We start from the raw sequence: 23,906 nt of genomic DNA, 5'->3' as shown, positions 1-23,906 counted from the left end.
TGCTCATGGGCACCGAATCGGCTGTACGACCCCGCCAGCGCGCGCGGCATCTGGGGCCCGAACGCCGCCGTCCGCAGGTGCTCGACACCGCGCTCCAGATCGCCGCCGACGACGGCGTCGCGGCGGTCACCATCGCCGCGGTCGCCGACCGCATGAAGGTCACCCGGCCGGTGGTCTACGCCTGCTTCGCCGATCGGGTGGAACTCATCGAGGCGCTGCTGCGCCGCGAGGAGGATCTGATGCTGGCGGGTGTCATGGACGCGCTGCCGCGCCGCCGCGTCGAAGCCGATGAAGCCGTTTTCGTGGAGGGCTTCCGCGCCCTGCTGCACACCACCAGCGCGCGCCCGGACGGCTGGCGGCTGCTGTACGGCAATCCCGATCCGGCCGTGGCCAGTTCGTTCGGGCGGGCACGCGAATTGGCGGTGGAGCGCTGCACCCGCAGGCTACGTCCGACGCTGCGCGCCTGGGGCACCGTCGATGCCGAGCGCAAACTCGCCGCACTGGTCGAATTATGGGTCTCCGCCGGGGAGGGCGCGGTGCGCACCATGCTCACCGACCCGGGCGACTGGACCCCGGACACGCTGGGCGAATTCGTGGGCGCGGCGGTGTATCGAGCACTCCGCAACGCCTGAGCAATTCTCCAGCCGCACCGGCAATTCGGTGGCTACGATGGGCAGGGGACCATCAGTCAGCGGGAGGCTCGGCGATGACGTTCTATCGACAGGTCGGGTCGGTGCCGCCCAAGCGGCACACCCAGCACCGGAACACCGAAGGCAAGCTCTACTACGAGGAGCTGATGGGCGAGGAGGGCTTCTCCGGCGACTCCTCACTGCTCTATCACCGCGGATTGCCGCCCGCCATAGTGGATTCCAGCGTCTGGGCGCTGCCGGATCAGACGCTGCATCCGAATCATCCTCTGCGACACCGGCATTTGAAGCTGCATGAGCTGTTCCCCGCGGGCAAGCCCGCCGAAACGGATATGGTGGACGGGCGGCGGCTGATCCTCGGCAATGCCGACGTGCGCATCTCGTACGTGGCGGCGCTGCGTGAATCCCCGCTGTACCGCAATGCCATCGGCGATGAGCTGGTCTATATCGAATCCGGCGGCGGTGTGGTCGAGACGGTGTTCGGGACCTTGCGGGTGCATCAGGGACATCAGGTGCTGCTACCCCGCGCCACCACGCATCGCTGGCTACCCGACGGTCCGGAACCGTTGCGCGCCTACGTTATCGAGGGCACCCGGCATATCACCCCGCCCAAACGCTACCTGTCCAAGTACGGGCAGCTGCTGGAGCACGCGCCCTATTGCGAGCGCGATCTGCACGGTCCGGACGAACCCTTCGAGGCCACCGGCAGCGATGTCGAAGTGCTGGTCAAACATCGGCCCGCCGGTGAAATCGTCGGCACCCGCATGATTTACGCATCGCACCCGTTCGATGTGGTGGGCTGGGACGGCTGCCTGTATCCATTCGTCTTCGATATCGCCGATTTCGAACCGATCACCGGGCGCGTGCATCAGCCGCCGCCCGCGCATCAGGCGTTCGAGGGCAGCAATTTCGTGATCTGCAATTTCGTACCGCGCAAGGTCGACTATCACCCGCTGTCGATTCCGGTGCCGTACTACCACTCCAATGTGGACTCCGACGAGATCATGTTCTATTGCGGCGGAAATTACGAGGCGCGCAAGGGATCCGGGATCGGACAGGGTTCGGTGTCGGTGCATCCGGGCGGGTACGCGCACGGTCCGCAGCCCGGTGCGTACGAGCGCAGTATCGGCCTGGAGTTCTTCGACGAATTGGCCGTCATGGTCGACACCTTCCATCCGCTGCGACTCGGTACGGCCGCGCTGGCCTGCGAGGACACCGGATATGCCTGGACCTGGTCCGGACGCGGACCGTCGGAATGGATTTGAGGCGACTTGACCGATACGAGAGGTGGATATGAATAGCCGGGTGCGGATCGATATCCCCGAGGGCTCCGGATTCGGCCTGACACATCTGCCCTACTGCGTATTCCGTCCGCTGGGCGAGGAGCCCCGGGTGGGTGCGCGTTTGGGTGACAGCCTCATCGATCTGGCGGTGGCGCTGGATGATCCGATGTTCGCCCAACCCAGCCTGAACGCCTTCATGACGCAGGGGCCGCAGTGCTGGCGCGAGGTGCGGGAACTGGTGCGGGCCGCCGCCGAGGCCGAATTGCCCAATACCGCAGTGCATTCGGTATCGGCGGTGCAGTTGGATCTGCCCGTGCGCATCGGCGACTACGTGGACTTCTACGCCAGCATCGATCACGCCACCGCCATGGGCCGCATCTTCCGGCCCGATGGTGAAGCGCTGCTGCCGAATTGGCGGCATCTACCGGTCGGATACCACGGTCGCGCGGGCACTGTGGTGGTGTCCGGCACCGAGATCCACCGGCCCGAAGGGCAGCTCCGGACCGATTCCGGCACACCGGATTTCGGGCCGAGCCGCCGCCTGGACATCGAAGCCGAGCTGGGTTTCCTGGTCGGCGCGGGCTCACCGCAGGGTGCGCCGATCCGCACCGAGGACTTCGCCGACCATGTCTTCGGGGTCGCGCTGGTGAACGACTGGTCGGCGCGCGATATCCAGGCGTGGGAGGCACAGCCGCTCGGGCCGTTCCTCGGCAAGTCCTTCGCAACCACCCTGTCGGCCTGGGTGACACCGTTGGAGGCCCTGGAACAGGCGCGGATCGCGGTGCCCGAACAGGATCCTGAGCCACTCCCCTATCTGCTGGAGCAGGCGCCGTGGGGTTTGGATATCGATCTCGAGGTGCGATGGAACGGGCAACTCGTCTCGACACCGCCGTTCCGCCGGATGTACTGGTCGCCCGCGCAGATGCTCGCGCATATGACGGCCAATGGCGCGTCCACCCGCACCGGGGATCTGTTCGCCTCCGGCACCATCTCCGGACCCGAACGCGATGAGCGCGGTTCGTTCATGGAGATGAGCTGGGGTGGCACCGAGCCCATCGAATTGGACGGTGTGCAGCGCACTTTCCTGGAGAACGGGGACGAGGTGGTCATCACGGCCACCGCGCCCGCGGCCGAGGGTGGCCGTTTGAGCCTGGGTGAGGTGCGGGGTCGCATCGCGGGCTGAGGCCGGTCGTTTTGCCGATCAATAGCTGATGGACATGGCCATGACCATGGTCACTGTCCATCGCTTCGGCAAGATCTGGAACGCTACCGTTCCGAGGTCCAGACCTCGGAGGATGTGCGTCAATGTTGACCAGTCTCGCCCGGTTCGCCATGTCCCGGCCCCGCGCCGTCCTGGTGGCCGCCCTGTTGCTGATGATCGTGTGCGGTGGCTTCGGCGCCACCGCCAAATCGCATATGGTCGGCGGCGGCTACCTCACGCCCGAGCTGGAATCGGTGCGGGCCAATGACTTCATCGACGATCACTTCCCGGGCGGCAATCCGAATCTGATCGTCATGGTGACCTCCGACGGCGGCGTCAACAGCCCGGAGTCGCGGCGCGAAGCGCAGAGCATCGCCGATGTACTCGGCCGGGACTCGAATGTGACCGGCGTGCAGTCCTATTGGACGAACCTCACCGCGCGCCCGGATCTGGCGACCGCGCTGCGCAGCACCGACGGTAAACGCGGTCTCATCATGGCGACCGTGCTCGGCACCGATAACGAGGTGCAGAACCGGGCGGTGGCGCTGAGCGCACGGCTGGACGGTGATCGCGACGGCGTACAGGTGCGGGTCGGCGGTATGGCGGGCACCTTCGCCGATATCAATCATCAGGTCGAGCGGGATCTGATTCTGGCCGAGGCCATCGCGGTGCCGGTCTCGGGCATCCTGCTGGTGCTGGTGTTCGGCAGTGTCATCGCGGCGTCACTGCCGCTGCTGGTGGGCTTCTTCGCCATTGCGGCGACGCTCGGCATTCTGCGGCTCATGACGCTGTTCATGGACGTATCGATCTTCGCGCTCAATATGACCAGCGCACTGGGATTGGCGCTGGCCATCGATTACAGCCTGTTCATCGTGAGCCGGTACCGCGAAGAGCTCGGCAATGGCCTTGATACCCGGGCCGCCATCCAGCGCGCGGTGCAGACGGCCGGGCGGACCGTGGTGTTCTCCGGGCTGACCGTGGCCCTCGCCCTGGCGGCGCTGGCGGTGTTCCCGCAGCCGTTCTTCAAATCGTTCGCCTACGCCGGTGTCGCGGTGGTGGCGGCCGCCGTCGGCGCGGCGGTGCTGCTGTTGCCCGCGGCGCTGATCCTGCTGGGCGATCGCGTCAATGCCTGGGATCTGCGCAAACCCCTGCGGCGCCTGCTCGGTCGCGGCGAGAAGACCGCGGTGCGGCCGGAGGACAGCGGCTGGTACCGGCTGGTGTCCGGGGTGATGAAGCGGCCGCTGCCGGTCGCCGTCGCCACCACCGCCATTCTGCTGCTGCTCGGAACCCCTTTCCTGTCAGCGCATTTCGGCACCCCGGACGATCGGATGATCGGCACCTTCGCCTCCAGCCGCCAGGTCGGCGATGCCGTGCGCGAGGATTTCAGTGCGAATATGGCCTCCAGCGCGGTGGTGGTACTGCCGGGATTCCACGGCGACACCACCGAAATCCGCAAGTACGCCATGGAATTGGCGGCCGTGCCGGGTGTGCCCGCGGTGCTCTCCAGCGACGGCGTCTACGCCAATGGCGACACCGGCGTGCACAAGGTGGCGGCGGGCGTCGCGCAGATGGCCGGACCGGACGGCGCGTACCTGTCGGTCGGCACCAAGGAAGCGCCCTTCACCGAACCGGGCAAAGCCCAGCTCCGCGCCCTGCGCGCGGTACCGGCTCCCGGTCCGGTGCTCTTCGGCGGCGCGGCGGCGCTGAACGAGGACACCATGGATTCGGTCATCTCCCGAATCCCGTTGGCGGCGAGCCTGATCGCCGTGATCACGTTGATCCTGCTGTTCCTGTTCACCGGCAGCGTGGTGCTCCCCGTGAAGGCACTGCTCCTGAACGTGCTCTCGCTGACGGCGACCTTCGGCGCGATGATCTGGATCTTCCAGAACGGTCACCTCGCCGGTGTACTCGGCTTCACCCCCACCGGCAGCCTCGACCTGTTCATGCCGATCCTGATGTTCTGCCTGGCCTTCGGCATGTCCATGGACTACGAGGTCTTCCTGCTCTCCCGCATTCGCGAAGAGTGGCTCGCCTCGGATCGCAGTACCGCGGCCAATACCCGCTCGGTCGCACTCGGCGTCGCCCGCACCGGCAAGATCTTCACCGCCGCGGCGGGTTTGATGGCCGTAGTGCTGCTCGCGGTCGCCACCTCCGAGGTGACCGCCATGAAGTTGTTCGGCATCGGCCTCGCACTCGCGGTCATCGCCGATGCCACCGTCATTCGCGGCCTGCTCGCCCCGGCGCTCATGCGTCTGATGAGCACCGGCAACTGGTGGGCTCCGAAACCGCTCGCCGCGCTGCACCGGCGGATCGGACTGGAGGAGGAACCGGCGGAACCCCCTGCCGCTCAGGCTGTTTCGACCCCGGTACTGGTCGACTGAATCGTCCGGCCGGTGTGCACGACGGTGATGAATCTGGTCAGATCCTCGGTGAGGGTTTCCACCGAATCCTGATCACCGCCGTCGTCATGGTGGTGCAGCCAGTCCGCCACGAGTTCGAACATGCCGCCGATGGTGGCCAGGCAGAGCGCCAGCCCCTGCCGCTCGGTGAGCGAATCCCCCTGCGGCCATTGCTGATTCAGGAATGCCGCACCCCAGCGCCGGTTGCTGCGGCGCTGGGCTTCGACGGCGGGTGAGATGCCGCCCGCCTCGCCGAAGGTCACCTTGGCCAGGCGGGGATCGTCGGCGATGGCGTGCACGAAGGCCGCCACCAGGGCGCGCATGCGCTCACTCCAGTCCCGTCCGGCGGTTTCCGCGGCCGCCGACGCGACACGTTGCTGGATCTGTTCGGTGATCTGGGTCAGCAGGGCGGTATAGCAGGCTTCCTTACTCTCGAAGTGGTCGTAGAAGCCTTTGGTGCCGACGTATGCCGCCTGGCAGATCTGTTCGATCGATGTCCCCGAATAGCTTTGCCGGGCAAAGAGTTCGGTGGCGGCGGCGAGCAGTTGGCGGCGGCGCTGGGCGCTGCGCTCGTCCGCGTCGAGGCCGCGGATCCGGCGTCGCGCGGGGGTTCGGTCCGGCGCCGCGGCTGGTTTGCTGCGGATCATGCCCACACGATAGCCGTCAGTGTTTCAGAAAGGCATCTTGTTGGTAACTCGGCATCGTGTTGTAATCGTCGTCACGTCGATGAAAGGGAATGGACGTGGCTATCAATGGGGATCGCCGAACGAGGGGGTGGCGGCGCTGGACCGCCGCCGCGCTCGCGACGGCAATGACGGCATCGGTCGCGGTACTGCTGGGGAGCGTCGCGGCCGGACCCGCTGCGGCGCAACCACAACCGGTGAATGTGGATCCGTTCTACAGCGCGCCGGACGGATTCGAGGCGGCCGATCCGGGCAGCATTCTGCGCTCGCGCCCGGTGCAGTTGGCGGTGCTCACCGTACTGCCGGTGCACATTCGAGCCTGGCAGCTGCTGTATCGCACCACCGATCTGTTCGGGCAACCGGCCGTCGCGGCGACCACGGTGGCAATTCCGGAGGGGGCCAACACTTCTCACGGTCGACCACTGGTATCGCATCAGTTCTTCTACGACAGCACCTCGCCGAATTGCGCGCCGTCGTACATCCTGCAGCAGGGCGGCGGGCTGCCCGCGCTGGAAGGCATTCACTCCACCGCCGAGTACCTCGAGCTCGCGGCATCCATCAGCCAGGGCTATGCGATCAATATCCCCGACTACGAAGGGCTTTACGGCCATCTCGCGGTCGCCAAGGAACCGGGGTACATGATCCTGGACAGCGTTCGCGCCGCCGAGGCGTTCGAACCACTCGGCCTGGATGGCGCGAATACCCCTGTCGCACTGTGGGGTTACTCCGGCGGCGGCATGGGCAGCGGCTGGGCGGCGGAGATGCAGCCGAGCTACGCGCCCGAGTTGAATATCAAGGGCATCGCCATGGGCGCGCCCGTCTCCGACGTGGAATCGCTGCTGCACGTTAATGGTTCGATGTTCGCGAGCTTGATCGGCGTAGGTATCGCCTCACTGCGCAACGCGTATCCCAAGTTCGCCGACGCCACCGAGCGCTATCTGACACCGGAAGGCAAGGCGGTGATGGATCGCACCGCCAACCAGTGCCTGGTGCGCAATGTGCTGAATCTGATGTTCACCGACTACCAGCGCCTGCTGACCATTCCCATCGCCGATTTCCTGGCGCTGCCGGAGGTGAAGGAGGTCTTCGATTCGACAGTGCTGGGCGACAATCCGCCCACCGCGCCGACCATGGTCTATCAGGGCGTCTACGACGAGGCCGTGCCCTGGTACACCAATGACCGCATGGTGCAGCGCTGGTGCGACGGCGGCACCTCGGTCTACTACAAGCGCGATCACCTCAGCGAGCACCTCACCCTGACCACCCTCGGCATGGCCGACGCCTTCAACTGGATCAAGTCCCGGTTCGTCCCCGGCGCACCCGATCCGGTGGGCTGCCGCACCGAGAACGTGGTCACCATGCTCGCGAACCTGGACGCTCTCGCCACCCAGACCGAGATCAGCCTGAACGCCACTTTCGGGGCGCTCGGTTGGCCGATCGGACCACAGGAACGCTGATCGGGCGGTCCAGGACTGTGTGAATCCACGCCTCGCGGGATTCGGCTACCCGGTAAGGTCGGCGACGGTAATCAACCATTTTGCCAACGGGGGCTCGCACCAGCGGGCTGAGAGGACGGCTAGCCCTATCGGGCGGAGCAGGGCCGTCGACCGTATGAACCTGACCGGGTAATGCCGGCGTAGGGAGGATTCACATGTCATCGAGTTCTGTCGTGTCCACGGGCGGATCCGCTCCGGTCGACACCGTGACAACCGGCCCCATCCAGGGCAGCGTCAAGCACTACGAACAGGTGGAGGCCGACGGCACCACACTGCGGATTCCGGTGCGGCGCATCAACCTCACCAATGGCGAGAAGTTCGACGTGTACGACACCTCCGGGCCGTACACCGACGACGCCGCGGTCATCGATCTGGAGGCGGGGCTACCCAAGCTGCGTGACTCCTGGACCAAGCCCGATGTGCCCGGACCGCGCACCCAGCTGGCGTGGGCGCGGGCGGGGATCATCACCCCGGAAATGCGCTTCATCGCCGCCCGCGAAGGCGTCGACGTGGAGCTGGTGCTGGCCGAGGTCGCCGCGGGCCGCGCGGTGATTCCGGCCAATCACAATCACCCCGAGGCCGAGCCGATGATCATCGGCAAGAAGTTCGCGGTGAAGATCAATGCCAATATCGGCAATTCGGCGGTGAGCTCCTCCATCGCCGACGAGGTGGAGAAGATGGTGTGGGCGACCCGCTGGGGCGCGGACACCATCATGGATCTGTCCACCGGTAAGAACATTCACGAGACCCGCGAATGGATTCTGCGGAATTCGCCGGTTCCGGTCGGCACCGTACCGCTGTATCAGGCGCTGGAGAAGGTGAACGGCGATCCCACCAAACTGACCTGGGAGCTGTACCGCGACACCATTATCGAGCAGGCCGAGCAGGGCGTGGATTACATGACCGTGCACGCGGGCGTGCTGCTGCGCTATGTGCCGCTCACCGCCAAGCGGGTCACCGGCATCGTCTCGCGCGGCGGGTCCATCATGGCCGCGTGGTGCCTGGCGCATCATCGGGAATCGTTCCTGTACACCAACTTCCGCGAACTCTGCGAAATTCTCGCGAAGTACGACATCACCTTCTCGCTCGGCGACGGCCTGCGCCCGGGGTCCATCGCGGACGCCAATGACGAGGCCCAGTTCGCCGAATTGCGCACCCTCGGCGAACTCACCACCATCGCGAAATCCTATGGCGTGCAGGTGATGATCGAAGGCCCCGGCCACGTGCCGATGCACAAGATCGTGGAGAACGTGCGGCTGGAGGAGGAGCTGTGCGAGGAGGCTCCGTTCTACACCCTCGGACCGCTGGCCACCGATATCGCGCCCGCGTACGACCACATCACCTCGGCCATCGGCGCCGCCATCATCGCGCAGGCGGGGACCGCGATGCTGTGCTACGTCACGCCGAAGGAACACCTGGGTCTGCCCAATCGCGATGACGTGAAGGTCGGCGTCATCACCTACAAGATCGCCGCGCACGCCGCCGATCTGTCCAAGCAGCATCCGCGCGCACAGGAACGCGATGACGCGCTGTCCAAGGCGCGCTTCGAATTCCGCTGGCACGATCAGTTCGCGCTGTCGCTGGATCCGGATACCGCGCGCGAATATCACGATGAGACGCTGCCCGCGGAGCCCGCCAAGACCGCGCACTTCTGTTCCATGTGCGGTCCGAAGTTCTGCTCCATGCGCATTTCCGCGGATGTGCGCGAATACGCGGAGAAGCAGGGGCTCACCGATGTCGCCGCCATCGAGGCGGGGATGGCGGAGAAGTCGGCGGAATTCGCGACGACCGGCAATCAGGTGTATCTGCCCGTCGTTTCCTGATTCCGATCGTTCGAAATGGTGCGGGCGGCGACCGCCGCCCGCACCGGTTTTCCGGAAACAGCGCAGCTCGCGAATGACCTTGCTACCGTCATTGTGCAAACGCACCACGGTAGGGGGACTGGTTGTGGGCGAACGCTTTTCGCATTTCTCGGTAAACGGACATAACACCGCGGCAGGCCGGTTATGACCCCGGCCGCGACCGCCACCGACGAGGCCACGCGCTATCTCGCCTCGGCGGTACACCTCGATGACCGGCTCGCCGACGACCTCATCGACGAGCACATCAGCGAACCGCTGCGCGCGATACCGCCGACCACCGGGCTGCGCTCGGAATTGGTGCTGCGGGAGGCGCTCACCGCGCGGGTGCGGCGCGTCATCACCAACGCCGTACTCCTGCTGCTGCTCATCCTGCTCGCGATCCTGTCCCCGCCGGTGGCGGCGCTCTGGCTGGCCTCGGCGCTGGCCTGGAAACTCGCATCGGCCGCGGTGACCCTGCTCGCCTGGAAAATGCTCGGCGACGATCGCGGACGGGTCCCCCGCTGGGTGCACTGGTGGCTGACCTATCTGCTGTGGGGCATCGCCTTCCTGCTGGTGGGGATCGCCATGCTCGGCCCCACCCTGCTCGCGAGCGGCGGCGCGGATACCGGACTGTCCTCGGACGGTGTCGGCATCGCCACCGATGACGCCGTGTTCGGGGCGGTGATCGTGGTGCAGGTCATGCTGTTCGGCGTCCTGCTCACCCAGGCGCTGCTGCGCCGCCTGGTGCTGGACAATCACTTCCGGTTCGGCGTATTCGATCCCGACGCGACCCCGCGTCCGGCAGTGCAGCGCGCCTGCGGGCCGTTCACCGATCGGCTGCGACGCTACGGCGAGGCCGATGCCCGCGCCGGATCGTTCGGCCCGGCCGAGCTGGTGGTGTATCGCGGCTACGATCCGTTCGTGGGCAGCGGGATTCACCTGCCCAAATGGTCCTGGTCCATCACCCTGGAGCTGTACCCGGCGGACCGGTCCGGCGGCAATGGCAGTGCACCCGAGGTGCCCGTCTTCGCGCCGATCGCACTGCAGGACTACGTCACCGCCGATCTGATGGCGCTGCGGCAGACGCCGATGCTGACGCCGGGCTGGCGTTTCCAGGATCTGCACATCGCGCACTGGGCGGTGCTGTCCTCGGATTTCCTGCTGCACTATCCGGCCGCCGAACCACTGCGGCGGCAACTGCTCGAACATACGAATCCGCAACTGAGCCTGACGGATTGGGCGACACTGGCGGACAGTTCACCGGAGTGGCTGCGCTACTACCGGTGCTTCCGGGTCGAGGGCTGGGAACGGCAATTGGGCGTCTCCGGATTCCTGCACGTCGGATATCAGCAGCGCACCCTCTATCTGGAATGGCAGACCTACGCGCTGCCGCCGATCGATCCGGCGCATCGCGCGGTGGACACCATTCGCCCGCTGCTGCTGCCCGAACTGTGGCAGGCGCTGTGCGAGTTCGCACTGCTACCGCTCAGCGCACCGGGGCGAATCGCCATGCTGTGGCGCTGGTTTCGGGATATGACCGGTATGGGGCGCGGGAATTGGCGCACGCCCGGTGAGGCGTCGTTCGCGTTCGGCACCGATCGCAATGTGCGCGAGGCCGGGGCCGGAACCGAATACACGCATTTCTTCGAAGCCGCCGATGTGGAGCGATATCACCGCATCATGCAGAGCCGCATCTTCGACGCGGTACAGCGCTTCCTCGGCGAAAAAGGCATTGCCACAGCGGGATTCGAATCCGCCGTGGTGCAGATCAACAATTCGACCCATGTCAGCGGCGGCACGTTCGTCGGCAGTGCGGTGGGCGGACAGAACCACACCGCGGGGGTCGGCAATGCCGTCGTCGGCGCGCCCGCGCCCGCGCACACCTAGAAGGAGCACCTCATGCCGGACAATCTCGCGGGCGGAACGAATGTATCGGGCGGAACCTTCATCGGTTCCCCGGTCGGCGGATCCGGCCACACCAGCGCCATTCAGGGGCCGGTGACCGTGCATACCGGGATGGATTCCGAGCAGCTGGTCACGGTGCTGGCGCAATTGCGGTCCGAACTCGACCGATTGCGCGCCCAACTGCCCGCCACCGCGGGGCCGGACGCACATCCCGACGAGGTGGCCGACCTCATCGAGGAGCTCGACCGGCCCGAGCCGAATGTGGCTCGGGCCGCGAGCAAATGGGAACGCCTGGCACGGCGCATCCCACCCGCACTGCGCAGCGTCGAAGGCATTTCGCGCATCGTGACGCTGTTCGGTCAGGTGCAGGAACTCACCAGCTGACTATTTGTCGGCGGTGAGGGTGCCCCCGATGGCCCAGCTGTCGGTGGGCACCTCCTGAATCCACACCTGGACGGCCTCGGCCGGAATCTGCAGGGCGTCGACGAAGGCGTCGGTGACGCGGCGCACCAGGTCGCGCTTGAGTTCGACGGTGCGGGGACCCTGCTGAATGGTGACGATGGGCATGACTGTTCTCCTCGATACGCGGTGGTGAATTCGATTGGCCGCCTCCGGTTTTCCGGATCTTCCGGCGGCCTGAGAACAGTTCACCGCAGTGCGCGCGCCCGGCCAATGGCCAGTGCGTCAGCGCTGCGATAAGCGATCCTTATCGTGAATCAGCTCGACGAGCAGGTTCAATTGCGGCGAGACGGCGTCCGCGCGCACCGCGAGCCCGATGGGCAGGCTCATACCCACCTCGGCGAAGGGGCGGAACACCACGCGCGGGTTGTGCACAAGTCGCGCATTGGACGCGTAAACCACTGTCCACATGGGGATTCCGGTGCCGACGGCCGCGAGCGTGTCCTGCAGATTACCGGCGGCCGGTGCGGGCGTCGGCTCGAAACCCGCACGCTGACAGGCGGATAACACCAGATCGACCAGCGCCGGATGGTTCCGCCGTTCGGTCATCCGCAATGGCAGTGCGGCCAGATCGGCGATCCGCACCACCTCCCGCTCCGCCAGCGGATGCCGCGCGGGCAGCGCCACCACCAGCGGATCCTCCCAGGCGGGCAGGAAATCCAGCTCCGGACTCTCCTGCGGCGCGGGCGAACGCACGAACGCCACATCCAATCGCCCGTCCGCGACCTGCCGCATCCGTTCCTGCACCGGCACGGCGATCAACTCCACCCGCACCTGCGCCGCCCGTTCGGCGAACCCGTCGAGCACGGCATCGAGCCGCTCCCCCAGCCCGCTCACCGTCCCGATCCGGAAAACCGTCGCCCGCTCCCCCGCCAACTCCGCGACCGAGGCCCGCGCCTGATCCGCCGCCGCCAACACCGCCCGCGCCCCGGGCAGAAACCTGAGCCCCGCCTCGGTCAGACTCACCCGGCGCGGAGAACGTTCCAGCAGCTGAACTTTCAGCTTCCGCTCCAACCGCTGCACCTGCTGACTCACAGCCGGCTGCGCGATATGCAACCGCTCCGCCGCCCGCCCGAAATGCAATTCCTCGGCAACGGTCACGAAGTACCGCAGTTGCCGCAACTCCACGCCGAACCCTCCCGAACCTCTACCCGTGCCGAATCACACTCCGAGTCGCCGCGACCTTACCGGCTGCCGGGTTGCCAGCGGTGGGCGAATTCGCCGGGGGCGGGCGGGGGGCCGGGGAGGTCGCTCGAGCTGGCGAGGCCGTCGATGAGGAGGGTGAGGACGCGGCGGCGGAGTTGGGCGGTGCGGGCCGGGTCGGGGAGGGTGATGGCGGCGCAGGATTCGAGGATGAGGCCGAGGTCGGCGGTGGTGATCTCGGGGCGGAGGCGGCCGGATTCGCGGGCGCGGCGGATGATCTCGTCATTGAGTTCGCCGGCGCGCAGGACCGCGGGGAGGATGGCATCGTCGGGGGTGAAGGTGCCCGCGAGATGTGTGGTCAGGGAGTGCACGTCGGCGTCGACCACGCGCTCCAGGAAGCCGACGAGGCCCTGCCAGCCGTCCGGATCCTCCAGGGCGGCTTCGGCTTCCGCGTTGTAGCGGTTCAGGCCCGCGTAGCAGAGGGTGCGGAGCAGGTCCTCCTTGCCGGGGTAGCGGCGGTAGAGGGCGCTGATGCCGACCCCGGCGCGCTCGGCGACCGCGGCGATGGGGGCCTTGGGATCGGCGAGGAAGACATCGCGGGCGGCGGCGAGGATGAGTTCGTCATTGCGGGCGGCCTGCGCCTTGCGACCGGGCAGGGCGCGCTGAGCTGGGGCTTCGACTGACTTCGGCATGAATTCAGATTACCACTTGAACGGAATGATCCCTTCCGCTATGGTTGGTAACAGAACGAAACATTCCGTTCCAACAAGGAGAGAATGATGAACGCCATCCGCCCCTTCCGCATCGACGTCCCGCAGACCCAGCTCGACGACCTGACCGACCGTTTGCGTAAGGCGCTGTGGCCCAACGAACTTCCCGGTGTCGCCGACGCCTACGGTGTCCCCAACGGCCGCGTCCGCGAACTCGCCGAGTACTGGGTCGAGAGCTTCGACTGGCGCGCCCTGGAAGCGAAGTTGAACGCGTACCCGCAGTTCACCACCGAGATCGACGGCGAGGACATCCACTTCCTGCACATTCGCTCCGAGCGCGCGGACGCCACCCCGGTCATCCTGACCCACGGCTGGCCGGGCTCGATCCTGGAATACCTGGATGTCATCGCCCCGCTCACCGCACCGGAATCGGCCGAGGATCCGGCCTTCCACCTGGTCATCCCGTCGCTGCCCGGTTTCGGATTCTCCGGCCCGACCCGCAGCACCGGCTGGAGCCGCTACCGCACCGCCCGCGCCTGGGTCGAGCTGATGGATCGGCTCGGTTACCAGCAGTACGGCACCATCGGCAATGACGGCGGCTCGATGGTCGCCCCCGAAATGGGCCGCATCGCGCCCGATCGGATCGTGGGAGTCCATGTGACGCAGCTGTTCTCGTTCCCGTCCGGCGATCCGGCCGAAATGGCGGACCTGTCCGAGGAGGACATGGCGGGCCTGGCGCAACTGCAGTGGTTCTACGAGAACAAGATGTCCTTCAACACCCTGCACAGCCAGCAGCCGCAGACCATCGCGTTCGCGCTCGCGGATTCCCCGACGGGTCTGCTGGCGTGGAACTCGCAGCTGTTCGGCGAATCACTGGACCACGACTTCGTCATCGGGAACGTGGCGATCTACTGGCTGACCGGCACCTCCGGTTCGGCGCTGCGTTTCTACTACGAGGACGCGCACACCGAACAGCATCCGACCGAGCCGACCACCGTCCCGACCGGGCTGGCCATGTTCAAGGGCGATTTCCAGTCCATCCGCCGGTTCGCCGACCGCGATCACAAGAACATCGTCAGCTGGAACGCCTACGACGTCGTCTCCACGCATTCGACCAGCGCGAACGACGCGGCCGGCCATTACGCCGCGCATGAGGCGACCGATGTGCTGGTCGCCGACATCCGCCGGTTCTTCGCCCAGCTGAGCTGATCGAGTTCGCCGGTGCGTCAGGCGTGTTCGTGCGCCGCACCCCAGTGCGGGAAGGGATCCGGGAGTGACAGCCAGGCCTGTCGCCCGGATTCCATTTCCGCGTCGGTGAGCAGGGCCGAATACAGCAGGTCGCGGACGTGCGGGCGGTCCAGTTTGATGCCGATGAAGACGATTTCCTGACCCGGCGGCATATCCAGCGCCGTCCAGTACGCGCCCGCCTCGAAGGTGAGATTCGGCCCAGCCTGCGACCAGATGGCGGCCAGGTCCGGGCGGCTCGCCAGCCAGAAGAAACCCTTGCTGCGCAACAGTCTTTGCAGCTGCGCCAGTGCCGCCTCCAGGCGTTCGGGATGGAAGGGACGATCGGCGGTGAAGGTGATGCTGCTGATCCCGTATTCCTCGGTCTCGGGGGTGTGCCCGCCCGCGAGTTCCTCATCCCAGCCGTCGAATTGGGCGGCGAGATCCGGATTGTAGAGTCCGGTGCCGAGCACCTCGGCCAGATCGACCACCCCGTGCGCCGAATGCACCAGGCGCGCGGTGGGATTGAGCCGCTTGAGCGTAGCCTCCACCGTCCCAACGGCTTTCGCGCTCACCAGATCGGTTTTATTGAGCACCAGCACATTCGCGAACTCCACCTGATCCACCAGCAGATCGGCGATGGTGCGGGCGTCGCCCTCGCCCGCCTGCATATCGCGGTCGGCGAGCGCCTGACCCTTCACCACCTCGGCGAGGAACGTGGAGGCGTCGACCACCGTCACCATGGTGTCCAGCTTGGCCACGTCACCGAGCTTGAACCCGTCCTCGAATTCCCATTCGAAGGTGGCGGCCACCGGCATCGGCTCCGAGATGCCCGTGGATTCGATGACGAGCTGATCGAACCGCCCCTCCCGCGCCAGCTTGCCCACCGATTCGATGAGGTCCTCGCGCAGCGTGCAGCAGATGCACCCGTTGGTGAGCTCGACCAGTTTCTCCTCGGTCCGATCGAGATGCCCCTGCCCCGCGACCAGCGCCGCGTCGATATTCACCTCGCTCATGTCGTTGACGATCACCGCCACCCGGCGGCCGTCCCGATTCGCGAGGATGTGATTGAGCAGGGTCGTCTTGCCCGCGCCGAGGAACCCGGACAGCACGGTCACGGGCAGCTGGGCGGGACGCTGAGCTGAAGTCATACACAAATGATAATCGTTTTCATTAATGAGGGAAGGGTCGGGTCCCGCACACGGCGCGGAGATCGTAGGGTCGTCTCGTGAAGTTCTTGCCGCTGGCCCCGAATGGGCAGACCCCCGTCCGCGCGCTCACCATCGCGGGCACCGATTCCGGCGGCGGCGCGGGCATTCAGGCCGATTCGCGGACCATGGCCATGTGCGGGGTGCACGCGTGCGTGGCCGTTGCCGCGGTGACCGTGCAGAACACGGTGGGGGTCAGTGGTTTTCACGAGATTCCGCCGGAGATCGTGGCGGGGCAGGTGCGGACCGTGGTGAGCGATATCGGGATCGGGGCCGCCAAGACCGGGATGCTGGCCTCCACCGGGATCATCGAGGCCGTCGCGGCGGTGTGCGCGGAGGTCGGGATCGGGCGCAACGGGCATATTCCGCTGGTGGTGGATCCGGTGGCGGCGTCCATGCACGGCGATCCGCTGCTGCACGCCTCGGCGCTGGATGCCCTGCGGGACACGCTGATTCCGCTGGCCACCGTGATCACGCCGAATCTGGACGAGGTGCGGCTGCTCACCGGGATCGAGGTGGTCGACGATGCGACCGCACGCAAGGCCGCGCAGGCCCTGCACGCGCTCGGGCCGCAGTGGGCGATCGTCAAGGGCGGGCATCTGCGCACCTCCTCGGTCAGCACCGATCTGCTGTTCGACGGGGACACCTTCCACGAGCTGACCGCGCCGCGCATCGCCACCGGCAATGACCACGGCGGCGGGGACACCCTCGCGGCGGCCATGGCCAGTGCCTTCGCTCACGGGTATTCGGTGCCGGACGCGTTCGCGTTCGCGAAGGAGTGGACGCGGCGGTGCCTGGAGGCGTCGTACGACCTGGGCGCGGGACACGGGCCCGTATCGCCGCTGTGGCGACTGCACGAAGGTCCTCGATAGCGAGGGTGTGGATCCCGGCCAAAAGCATGCCGGGATGACGGGGGTGGCTCCCGGGATGACGGGGGTGGCTCCCGGGATGACGGGGCGGTAGCTCCCAGGAACCTCCCAGCTCCGCCGCAGGGGCGGCCCAGCGTACCGGACGACCGTAGTGATCATGTCCGACACCGTGACCGCCGTCCGGGCGGCGGAACCAGCCGAGTCCGTGACCACGCCCGTTATCGACGTGGTCGTACCCGTCTACAACGAGGAACGCGATCTCGGTCCGTGCGTGCAGCGCCTGCACGCCTTCCTCAATGACAACTTCCCCTTCACGGCGCGAATCACCATCGCCGACAACGCATCCACCGATGCCACCATGCAGGTGGCGGAGTATCTCGCCGAGCAGCTCGACGGGGTGCGGGTGGTGCATCTGGATCGCAAGGGCCGCGGCCGCGCACTGCGCGAGGTGTGGCAGGGGTCGGACGCTCAGGTCGTCGCGTACATGGACGTCGACCTGTCCACGGATTTGAACGCGCTGCTGCCACTGGTGGCGCCGCTGGTGTCCGGACATTCGGATCTGGCCATCGGCACCCGGCTCGCCTCCTCCTCGCGGGTGGTGCGCGGACCCAAGCGGGAGATCATCTCGCGCTGCTACAACCTGATCCTGCGCACCTCGCTGCAGGCCAAGTTCTCCGACGCGCAATGCGGTTTCAAGGCCATGCGCAGCCAGGTGGCGCGCATGGTGCTGCCGCTGGTGGAGGACGGCGAATGGTTCTTCGACACCGAACTGCTGGTGCTGGCCGAACGCATTGGGCTACGCATTCACGAGGTGCCGGTGGACTGGATCGACGATCCGGACAGCCGCGTCGATATCGTCGACACCGCGCGCAAGGATCTACAGGGCATCTGGCGGGTCGGGCGCGCGCTGGGATCGGGGCGACTGCCCATCAATGAACTGCGCGCCGCCATCGGACGCGAACCGCTGGTGGAGGGCGTACCGCTGGGCATGGTCGGGCAGCTGGTGCGATTCGGCATCGTCGGCGTCGGGTCCACGCTCGCGTATCTGCTGCTTTACGTTGTGCTGCAATCGATTACCGGTGCACAGGTCGCCAATTTCCTGGCGCTGCTGATCACCGCCGTCGGCAATACCGCCGCCAATCGCGCCTTCACCTTCGGGGTGCGCGGATCCTCGCAGGCGGTATCGCATCAGTTGCAGGGCCTGTTCATCTTCGGCATCGGGCTGGCGCTGACCAGCGGATCGCTTTTCGCACTGCATCATTGGGCACCGGATTCGGCCGTGCACGTGGAGCTGCTGGTGCTGGTGATCGCGAATCTGATCGCCACCCTGATTCGCTTCGTCGGGCTGCGCTGGGTATTCCGCAAAGCGGGAGCGCATGATTCGGCGGGCAGCCGGTGACGGCGGCCGACGGAAAGGCCGCGCAGGTCCCACCGGTTTCGGACCGCCCGGGTGGATCCCGGCCACAAGCACGCCGGGAGGACGGGGGAACTCGGCCGCGATATGGCCATGGGCTGCTGGCCCGCTGGGATGCGCTCACCCACAACCACTCTCACGAACCGCACGGCGGAGGAGGTGCACGATGACCGCGACATTGACCGAGCGACAGGTGGTTCCGCCGCCCGAGCGGGATACCGCTTCGAAGCCGCGCTGGGAATATCCCGCGGTGGCGGCACTGCTCATCGGCACCGCGATCGCGTATCTGTGGAATCTGTCGGTGAACGGCTGGGCGAATTCGTTCTATGCCGCCGCCGTGCAGGCGGGTTCGGTGTCGTGGAAGGCGTTCTTCTTCGGCTCCTCCGATGCCGCCAACTCCATCACGGTCGACAAGACGCCATTGTCGCTGTGGCCCATGGAGATCTCGGTCCGCGTCTTCGGGCTGCACAGCTGGAGCATGCTGCTGCCGCAGGCGCTGATCGGCGTGGCCTCGGTGGCGCTGCTGTGGGCGACGGTGCGGCGGGTGTTCGGCGCGCATGCCGGACTGCTGGCCGGGCTGGCCCTGGCCGTGACTCCCGTTGCGGCACTGATGTTCCGGTTCAACAATCCGGACGCGCTGCTGGTGCTGCTCATGATCGCGGCAGCCTGGGCCATGACCCGCGCCGTCGAGGACGGTCGCTGGCGATGGCTGCTGTACACCGGATTGTTCATCGGGCTGGGCTTCCTCACCAAGCAGTTGCAGGTGCTGCTGGTGGTGCCCGCGCTGGCGCTCACCTACCTGGTCGCCGGGCCGCCGAAGCTGGGCAAGCGCATCGCGCAGCTGTTCGCGGCGGGCGCCGCCATGGTCGCGGGTGCGGCCTGGTGGGTGCTCATCGCCGAATTCTGGCCGGTCGACGATCGGCCGTACTTCGGTGGCTCACAGCATAATTCGATTCTCGAACTGACCTTCGGCTACAACGGCCTCGGCCGGTTGAACGGCGATGAGACCGGCAGTGTCGGACCGGGCGGGGAACTGCCCGCCGGTGGTAACGGCATGTGGGGCACGACCGGCATCACCCGCATGTTCGAACCGCAGCAGGGCGGGCAGATCGCCTGGCTCATCCCCGCGGCGCTCGTGCTGATGGTCGCGACACTCGTCTTGCGCGGCAAGGCGGCTCGCACCGATCAGCGGCGCGCCGGGCTCCTGCTGTGGGGCGGCTGGCTGCTGGTGACCGGACTGGTCTTCAGCTTCATGAAGGGCATTTTCCACCAGTACTACACCATCGCCCTGGCTCCGGCGATCGCCGCATTGGTCGGCATCGGCGCGGTAATGCTGTGGCAGGAACGCGAAAAGCGCTGGGTGCGCGTGGCATTGGCGCTCGCCCTGGGCGTCACCATCGCCACGGCGTGGATGCTGCTGTCCCGCAGCAGCTCCTTCCAGCCCTGGCTGCGCTGGACCGTGGCGGCGGTAGGCGTCGTGGTCACCCTGGCGCTGCTGGTCCGACTGCCCCGCAAGGTGGAAATCGCGGCCGCGAGTGCCGCGGTGCTCATCGGCCTGGCCGGACCGATCGCCTACACGGTCGACACCCTCGGCACCGGCCATGAGGGACCGATCCCCAGCGCGGGCCCGAATGTGCGCGGCGGCTTCGGTTTCGGTGGCGGCGGACGGCACGGCGGCGGTGGCGCGCCCTGGCAGAACGGCGGCACCGCACCCGGACAGAACAGCGGTATGCACGGACAGAACGGCACCGCACCGGGCCAGAACGGCGGCATGCCGGGCATGAACGGCGCAACGCACGGCGGCGGAGCCCGGAACGGCGGCGGTATGCCCGGTGGCGAAATGGGCGGCGGCGCGGGCAATTTCATGATGGCCAGCAAGCCGAGCGCGCAGGTCACGGCGCTGCTGTCCGCCAATGGTGATCAGTTCACCTGGGTCGCGGCGGCCATCGGGTCGAACAGCGCCGCGGGTTTCCAGCTCGCCACGCAGCTGCCGGTCATGCCGGTCGGCGGGTTCAACGGCAGTGATCCGTCGCCGACGCTGGAGCAGTTCCAGCGGTACGTGACCGATGGGGATATCCACTACTTCATCGGCGGCGGCGGTATGGGTGACGGCGGTGAGGGCCGGATGGGCGGTGCGAACCGCTCCGGTTCGCACAGTTCCGAGATCACCAAGTGGGTGCAGGAGCATTACACGGCGCAGGAGGTGGACGGGGTGACCCTCTACGACCTGACCGCGCCGAAGCCCGCCTAGCCCCGCATACGAAAGAGCCCGTCCCGCGCGATTGCGGGACGGGCTCTTTCGTTTGCTACGCCTGGCTCAGGCGAGGCACAGCGCCTGGATCAGGCGAGGCCCCACGCGTGCAGCAGGTAGGTGATGTTCGACGCGATGCTGGTGACAACGTTCGCGAGATTCAGTGCGGCAGAGCCGAGATCGATGATGGGCACAACAATGTCCTTCGCGGATCGGGTTCAATTCAACCCTCGACGCTAGGCTCCCGGACAAGCGTCCAGCAATGATGTAGTTCACGTATTGCCGAAGGTGGGCCGAGATACCGCGCACCCCAAAGCAATACTGTGACCCGCGCCACTCCCCTACCCTGAAATCGGCACCCGGCAATCCGATCCAGGGACTGTCACCATGAACGATCCACTCCCCCTCAGCGATGAACGCCGCGAGGCCTTCTGGCGGCGAGCCGGTTGGGCGCCCGAGCTCCCCGATCCGGAACGCGAGCGCATCGAACACCGCTGGGATGACGAATCCATCGATATCGCAGAGGTTTACGGCTGGTAGACGGCGAATCGGTGATCAGCGCACGGGAATTCAGCGCGGCGCGTGCAGCGCCATATGCAGCGTGGCGGCCCACTGCTGCACGATCTCCTTGCGGCGCAAGGAATCGTCGGTGAGGATATCGGCCAGTCCGAGCCCGCGCGCCAGGTCCAAAGTGGCCTGCACCAGGTGGTGCGCGACGGGATCGGAGTCGTCCACGCCCAGCGCCTCCACCGCCATGCGGTGTGAGACGCGGCCGAAGCGCGCCTCCATCGGCACAATGCGCTCGCGCAGCGCCGGATCGGCGGCGGCATGGGTCCACACCTGGAGCGCGGCCTTGAAGAACGTGGTGGTGTAGCCCTCCACCAGGGCGGTCACCACGGCCTCGGTGCGCCCCTGCCCCTCGGCCACCTCACCGATGGCCTGGGCGTCGGCCAGCGATTGCGCCATGCGGGTGTCGAACATGTAGTCCAGCGCGGCGGTGATCAGTTCCTCGCGGGTGGGGAAGTGATGCTGTGCCGCACCGCGCGACACCCCGGCGCGTTCGGCGACCACCGCGACCGTGGCCGCCGCCCAGCCGGTCTCGGCCAGGCAGTCGATGGTCGCCTCCAGCAGCCGCTGCCGGGTGGCCCGGCTGCGGTCCTGCTTGGGTTCGTGGGGTGTAGCCATGAGTAGCTATTCTGCCCAGCTCGGCGGGCGGCGCTGAAAGAAGGCCGTCATGCCCTCGATCACATCCGGGGTGCCGAAGAAGCTGCCGGACCGCTTGGCCAGGGCCTGGGCCGAGGTGTCGACCTCGGCGAGGATGGCGGCGGTGACGAGTTTCTTGCTCTCCGCCAGCCCCTGCGGGGACGCCTTGCGCAGCTCTCCCACCAGGCGTTTCACCTCGGCATCCGGGTCATCGACGGCAATGCTGATGAGGCCGGTGCGCTCGGCCTCGGCGGCGTCGAAGGTCTCACCGGTCTGGAAGTAGCGGGCCGCCGCGCGCGAGGTCAGCCGCGGCAGCAGGGTCAGCGAGATCACGAACGGCGCGAGCCCCAGCCGGGCCTCGGTGAGGGCGAAGCTGCTGCCGCGACCCGCGACCGCGATATCGCACGCGCCGACGATGCCCATACCGCCCGCGCGCACATTGCCGTCGATCTGCGCGATGACGGGCTTGGGGAGTTCGAGGATGTCGCGCAGGACGCGCACCATCCAGCCGGTGCGGATATCGGCGGCGGCCGCCGGATCGGCGTCCAGCGCTTCCTTGAGATCCGCTCCGGCGCAGAAGGTATTGCCGGTGTGGGTGAGCACCACCCCGCGCACCGCGGTGTCCGCGGCGGCCTGTTCCAGGCCCGCGAGCAGCTCCGTCACCAGTTTCGAGGACAGGGCATTGCGGTTGTGCGGGGAGTCCAGGGCCAGGACGGCGAATCCGTCCCGTACCTCGTAGCGCACGTACGGTGCGTCGGGGGTGGCGTCACTCATCGAATTTCCTTACAGGTCAGTCGGATACGGCTCAGTACGACCGGGGCAGGCCGAGCGAGTGCTGCGCGACGAAGTTCAGGATCATCTCGCGGCTGACCGGTGCGACGCGCGCGATGCGCGAGGCCGCCAGCATGCCCGCCAGACCGACGTCGGAGGTGAGACCCGCACCGCCGTGCGTCTGAATGGCCTGATCCAGCGCCTTGATACTGGCTTCCGCCGCAGCGTATTTCGCCATATTGGCGGCCTCGGCGGCCCCGAAGTCGTCGCCGGAGTCGTAGAGGAACGCGGCCTTCTGCATCATGACCTTGGCCAGTTCCAGTTCGATCTTCACCTGCGCCAGCGGATGCGAAATACCCTGGTGCGCACCGATCGGCACGCCCTTCCACACCGCGCGCTCCTTGGCGTAGGTCACCGCGCGATCGATGGCGTAGCGGCCCATGCCGATCGCCATGGCCGCGCCCATGATGCGCTCCGGGTTCAGGCCGGCGAACAGCTGCGCGATGGCGGCATCCTCCTGGCCGACCAGGGCGGTCGCGGGCAGGCGCACATCATCGAGGAACAGCGTGAACTGGTTGTCCGGCTCGATGATGTCCATCTCCTGCTTCGTCTTCACGAAGCCGGGGGCATCGGTCGGGACGATGAACAGGGCGGGCTGCAGATTGCCGGTCTTGGCGTTCTCGGTGCGGGCCACGATGAGCACGGCCTCGGCCTGATCGACACCCGAGATATAGATCTTGCGGCCGTTGAGGATCCAGTCCTCGCCGTCCTTGCGGGCGGTGGTGGTGATCTTGTGCGAATTCGAGCCCGCGTCCGGTTCGGTGATGCCGAACACCATCTTGCCGGAGCCGTCGGCGAGCTTGGTCAGCCAGTGCTGCTTCTGCGCCTCGGTGCCGTACTTGGTGATGATGGTGCCGCAGATGGCCGGGGAGACCACCATGAGCAGCAGCCCGCAGCCCTGTGCGGCGAGCTCCTCCTGCACCAGCGCCAGCTCGTAGATGCCCGCGCCGCCACCGCCGTACTCCTCCGGCAGGTTCACCCCGAGGAAGCCGAGTTTGCCCGCCTCATCCCACAGTTCGTCGAACGGCTCACCCTTGCGGGCCTTGGGTCCGGCGTAATCGCGGAAGTTGTATTTGGCGGCCAGCTTGGCCACGGCCTCGCGCAGGGCCTTCTGCTCATCGGTTTCGATGAAGCTCATC

The 23,906-nt window shown here is 66.9% G+C and carries 21 protein-coding genes and 1 riboswitch; of the genes, 13 read left to right on the top strand and 8 right to left on the bottom strand.

All coding sequences use genetic code 11. The features are described from left to right. Positions 1-5 precede the first annotated feature (5 nt). The 4 genes from ACFVUS_RS23365 (at position 6) to ACFVUS_RS23350 (ending at position 5,512) form a co-directional block, all read left to right on the top strand. Positions 6-632 carry a TetR/AcrR family transcriptional regulator gene (locus tag ACFVUS_RS23365; protein ID WP_387769778.1) on the top strand — a complete coding sequence of 209 codons (627 nt, stop codon included), beginning with the start codon at positions 6-8 and terminating at the stop codon, positions 630-632. Positions 633-706: 74 nt separating this feature from the next. After that, positions 707-1,912 (top strand): homogentisate 1,2-dioxygenase, encoded by a 1,206-nt coding sequence (locus ACFVUS_RS23360; protein WP_387769775.1) that lies wholly within the window; start codon positions 707-709, stop codon positions 1,910-1,912. Positions 1,913-1,940: 28 nt separating this feature from the next. After that, positions 1,941-3,113 (top strand): fumarylacetoacetase, encoded by a 1,173-nt coding sequence (fahA, locus tag ACFVUS_RS23355; RefSeq protein ID WP_387769772.1) that lies wholly within the window; start codon positions 1,941-1,943, stop codon positions 3,111-3,113. 122 nt (positions 3,114-3,235) lie between these two features. After that, on the top strand, positions 3,236-5,512 hold the full coding sequence (locus ACFVUS_RS23350) for an MMPL family transporter (protein ID WP_387769769.1): 2,277 nt from the start codon (positions 3,236-3,238) through the stop codon (positions 5,510-5,512). On the opposite strand, the gene ACFVUS_RS23345 is transcribed toward ACFVUS_RS23350, so the two are convergent. Beyond that, entirely contained in the window at positions 5,479-6,177 is a 699-nt protein-coding gene (locus tag ACFVUS_RS23345) for a TetR/AcrR family transcriptional regulator (RefSeq protein WP_387769766.1), read from the bottom strand. The two genes, ACFVUS_RS23350 and ACFVUS_RS23345, sit on opposite strands and share 34 nt — an antisense overlap. A gap of 95 nt (positions 6,178-6,272) precedes the next feature. Between ACFVUS_RS23345 and ACFVUS_RS23340 the strand changes: the two genes are divergently transcribed. The 4 genes from ACFVUS_RS23340 to ACFVUS_RS23325 all read left to right on the top strand — a co-directional run bounded on the left by ACFVUS_RS23340 (position 6,273) and on the right by ACFVUS_RS23325 (position 11,839). Further along, positions 6,273-7,670, top strand: a complete 1,398-nt coding sequence (locus ACFVUS_RS23340; RefSeq protein WP_387769763.1) for a lipase family protein — start codon at positions 6,273-6,275, stop codon at positions 7,668-7,670. 76 nt (positions 7,671-7,746) lie between these two features. Beyond that, positions 7,747-7,873: riboswitch (TPP riboswitch) on the top strand. After that, positions 7,865-9,532, top strand: a complete 1,668-nt coding sequence (thiC, locus tag ACFVUS_RS23335; protein WP_387769760.1) for a phosphomethylpyrimidine synthase ThiC — start codon at positions 7,865-7,867, stop codon at positions 9,530-9,532. (Overlaps the previous riboswitch by 9 nt.) 183 nt (positions 9,533-9,715) lie before the next feature. Then, positions 9,716-11,437: a hypothetical protein gene (locus ACFVUS_RS23330; protein WP_387769757.1), complete on the top strand. Its 1,722-nt coding sequence runs from the start codon at positions 9,716-9,718 to the stop codon at positions 11,435-11,437. A gap of 12 nt (positions 11,438-11,449) precedes the next feature. Further along, entirely contained in the window at positions 11,450-11,839 is a 390-nt protein-coding gene (locus ACFVUS_RS23325) for a hypothetical protein (protein WP_387769754.1), read from the top strand. On the opposite strand, the gene dmpI is transcribed toward ACFVUS_RS23325, so the two are convergent. The 3 genes from dmpI to ACFVUS_RS23310 are packed head-to-tail and all read right to left on the bottom strand — an operon-like array spanning position 11,840 to position 13,749. Beyond that, a complete protein-coding gene (gene dmpI / locus ACFVUS_RS23320; RefSeq protein WP_364649677.1) occupies positions 11,840-12,106 on the bottom strand; it encodes a 4-oxalocrotonate tautomerase DmpI in 267 nt (88 codons plus the stop codon). 33 nt (positions 12,107-12,139) lie between these two features. Continuing rightward, positions 12,140-13,042, bottom strand: a complete 903-nt coding sequence (locus tag ACFVUS_RS23315) for a LysR substrate-binding domain-containing protein (RefSeq protein ID WP_387769750.1) — start codon at positions 13,040-13,042, stop codon at positions 12,140-12,142. 56 nt (positions 13,043-13,098) lie between these two features. Further along, complete coding sequence (locus ACFVUS_RS23310; RefSeq protein WP_387769747.1) at positions 13,099-13,749, bottom strand: TetR/AcrR family transcriptional regulator; 651 nt, start codon at positions 13,747-13,749, stop codon at positions 13,099-13,101. 87 nt (positions 13,750-13,836) lie between these two features. Here ACFVUS_RS23310 and ACFVUS_RS23305 point away from each other — a divergent pair, with 87 nt between their 5' ends. Then, on the top strand, positions 13,837-14,976 hold the full coding sequence (locus tag ACFVUS_RS23305) for an epoxide hydrolase family protein (protein ID WP_387769744.1): 1,140 nt from the start codon (positions 13,837-13,839) through the stop codon (positions 14,974-14,976). Between the two features lie 17 nt (positions 14,977-14,993). Here ACFVUS_RS23305 and ACFVUS_RS23300 read toward each other — a convergent pair whose 3' ends face one another. Next, on the bottom strand, positions 14,994-16,142 hold the full coding sequence (locus ACFVUS_RS23300; protein WP_387769741.1) for a GTP-binding protein: 1,149 nt from the start codon (positions 16,140-16,142) through the stop codon (positions 14,994-14,996). A 77-nt stretch (positions 16,143-16,219) separates the two neighbouring features. On the opposite strand from ACFVUS_RS23300, the gene thiD reads away from it, so the two are divergent. The 4 genes from thiD to ACFVUS_RS23280 all read left to right on the top strand — a co-directional run bounded on the left by thiD (position 16,220) and on the right by ACFVUS_RS23280 (position 21,273). After that, the gene (thiD, locus tag ACFVUS_RS23295) at positions 16,220-17,071 is read left to right on the top strand and encodes a bifunctional hydroxymethylpyrimidine kinase/phosphomethylpyrimidine kinase (RefSeq protein WP_387769738.1); all 852 of its coding nucleotides are present in this window, start codon (positions 16,220-16,222) and stop codon (positions 17,069-17,071) included. A gap of 154 nt (positions 17,072-17,225) precedes the next feature. After that, on the top strand, positions 17,226-18,467 hold the full coding sequence (locus ACFVUS_RS23290; protein ID WP_387769734.1) for a glycosyltransferase: 1,242 nt from the start codon (positions 17,226-17,228) through the stop codon (positions 18,465-18,467). 181 nt (positions 18,468-18,648) lie between these two features. Further along, positions 18,649-20,733, top strand: a complete 2,085-nt coding sequence (locus ACFVUS_RS23285; RefSeq protein ID WP_387769731.1) for a glycosyltransferase family 39 protein — start codon at positions 18,649-18,651, stop codon at positions 20,731-20,733. A 387-nt stretch (positions 20,734-21,120) separates the two neighbouring features. Then, on the top strand, positions 21,121-21,273 hold the full coding sequence (locus ACFVUS_RS23280) for a hypothetical protein (protein WP_387769728.1): 153 nt from the start codon (positions 21,121-21,123) through the stop codon (positions 21,271-21,273). A 30-nt stretch (positions 21,274-21,303) separates the two neighbouring features. On the opposite strand, the gene ACFVUS_RS23275 is transcribed toward ACFVUS_RS23280, so the two are convergent. The 3 genes from ACFVUS_RS23275 to ACFVUS_RS23265 are packed head-to-tail and all read right to left on the bottom strand — an operon-like array spanning position 21,304 to position 23,905. Further along, positions 21,304-21,918, bottom strand: a complete 615-nt coding sequence (locus ACFVUS_RS23275) for a TetR/AcrR family transcriptional regulator (protein WP_387769725.1) — start codon at positions 21,916-21,918, stop codon at positions 21,304-21,306. Positions 21,919-21,924: 6 nt separating this feature from the next. Beyond that, entirely contained in the window at positions 21,925-22,710 is a 786-nt protein-coding gene (locus ACFVUS_RS23270) for an enoyl-CoA hydratase family protein (protein WP_387769722.1), read from the bottom strand. Positions 22,711-22,741: 31 nt separating this feature from the next. After that, on the bottom strand, positions 22,742-23,905 hold the full coding sequence (locus ACFVUS_RS23265; RefSeq protein ID WP_387769719.1) for an acyl-CoA dehydrogenase family protein: 1,164 nt from the start codon (positions 23,903-23,905) through the stop codon (positions 22,742-22,744). Between the last annotated feature and the right edge of the window lies 1 nt (position 23,906).

The organism is Nocardia sp. NPDC058058, assembly GCF_042885355.1.
GTDB lineage: Bacteria > Actinomycetota > Actinomycetes > Mycobacteriales > Mycobacteriaceae > Nocardia.
Note: the sequence above shows the minus strand (reverse complement) of the source record. Positions and strands in the feature narration are given on the sequence as shown.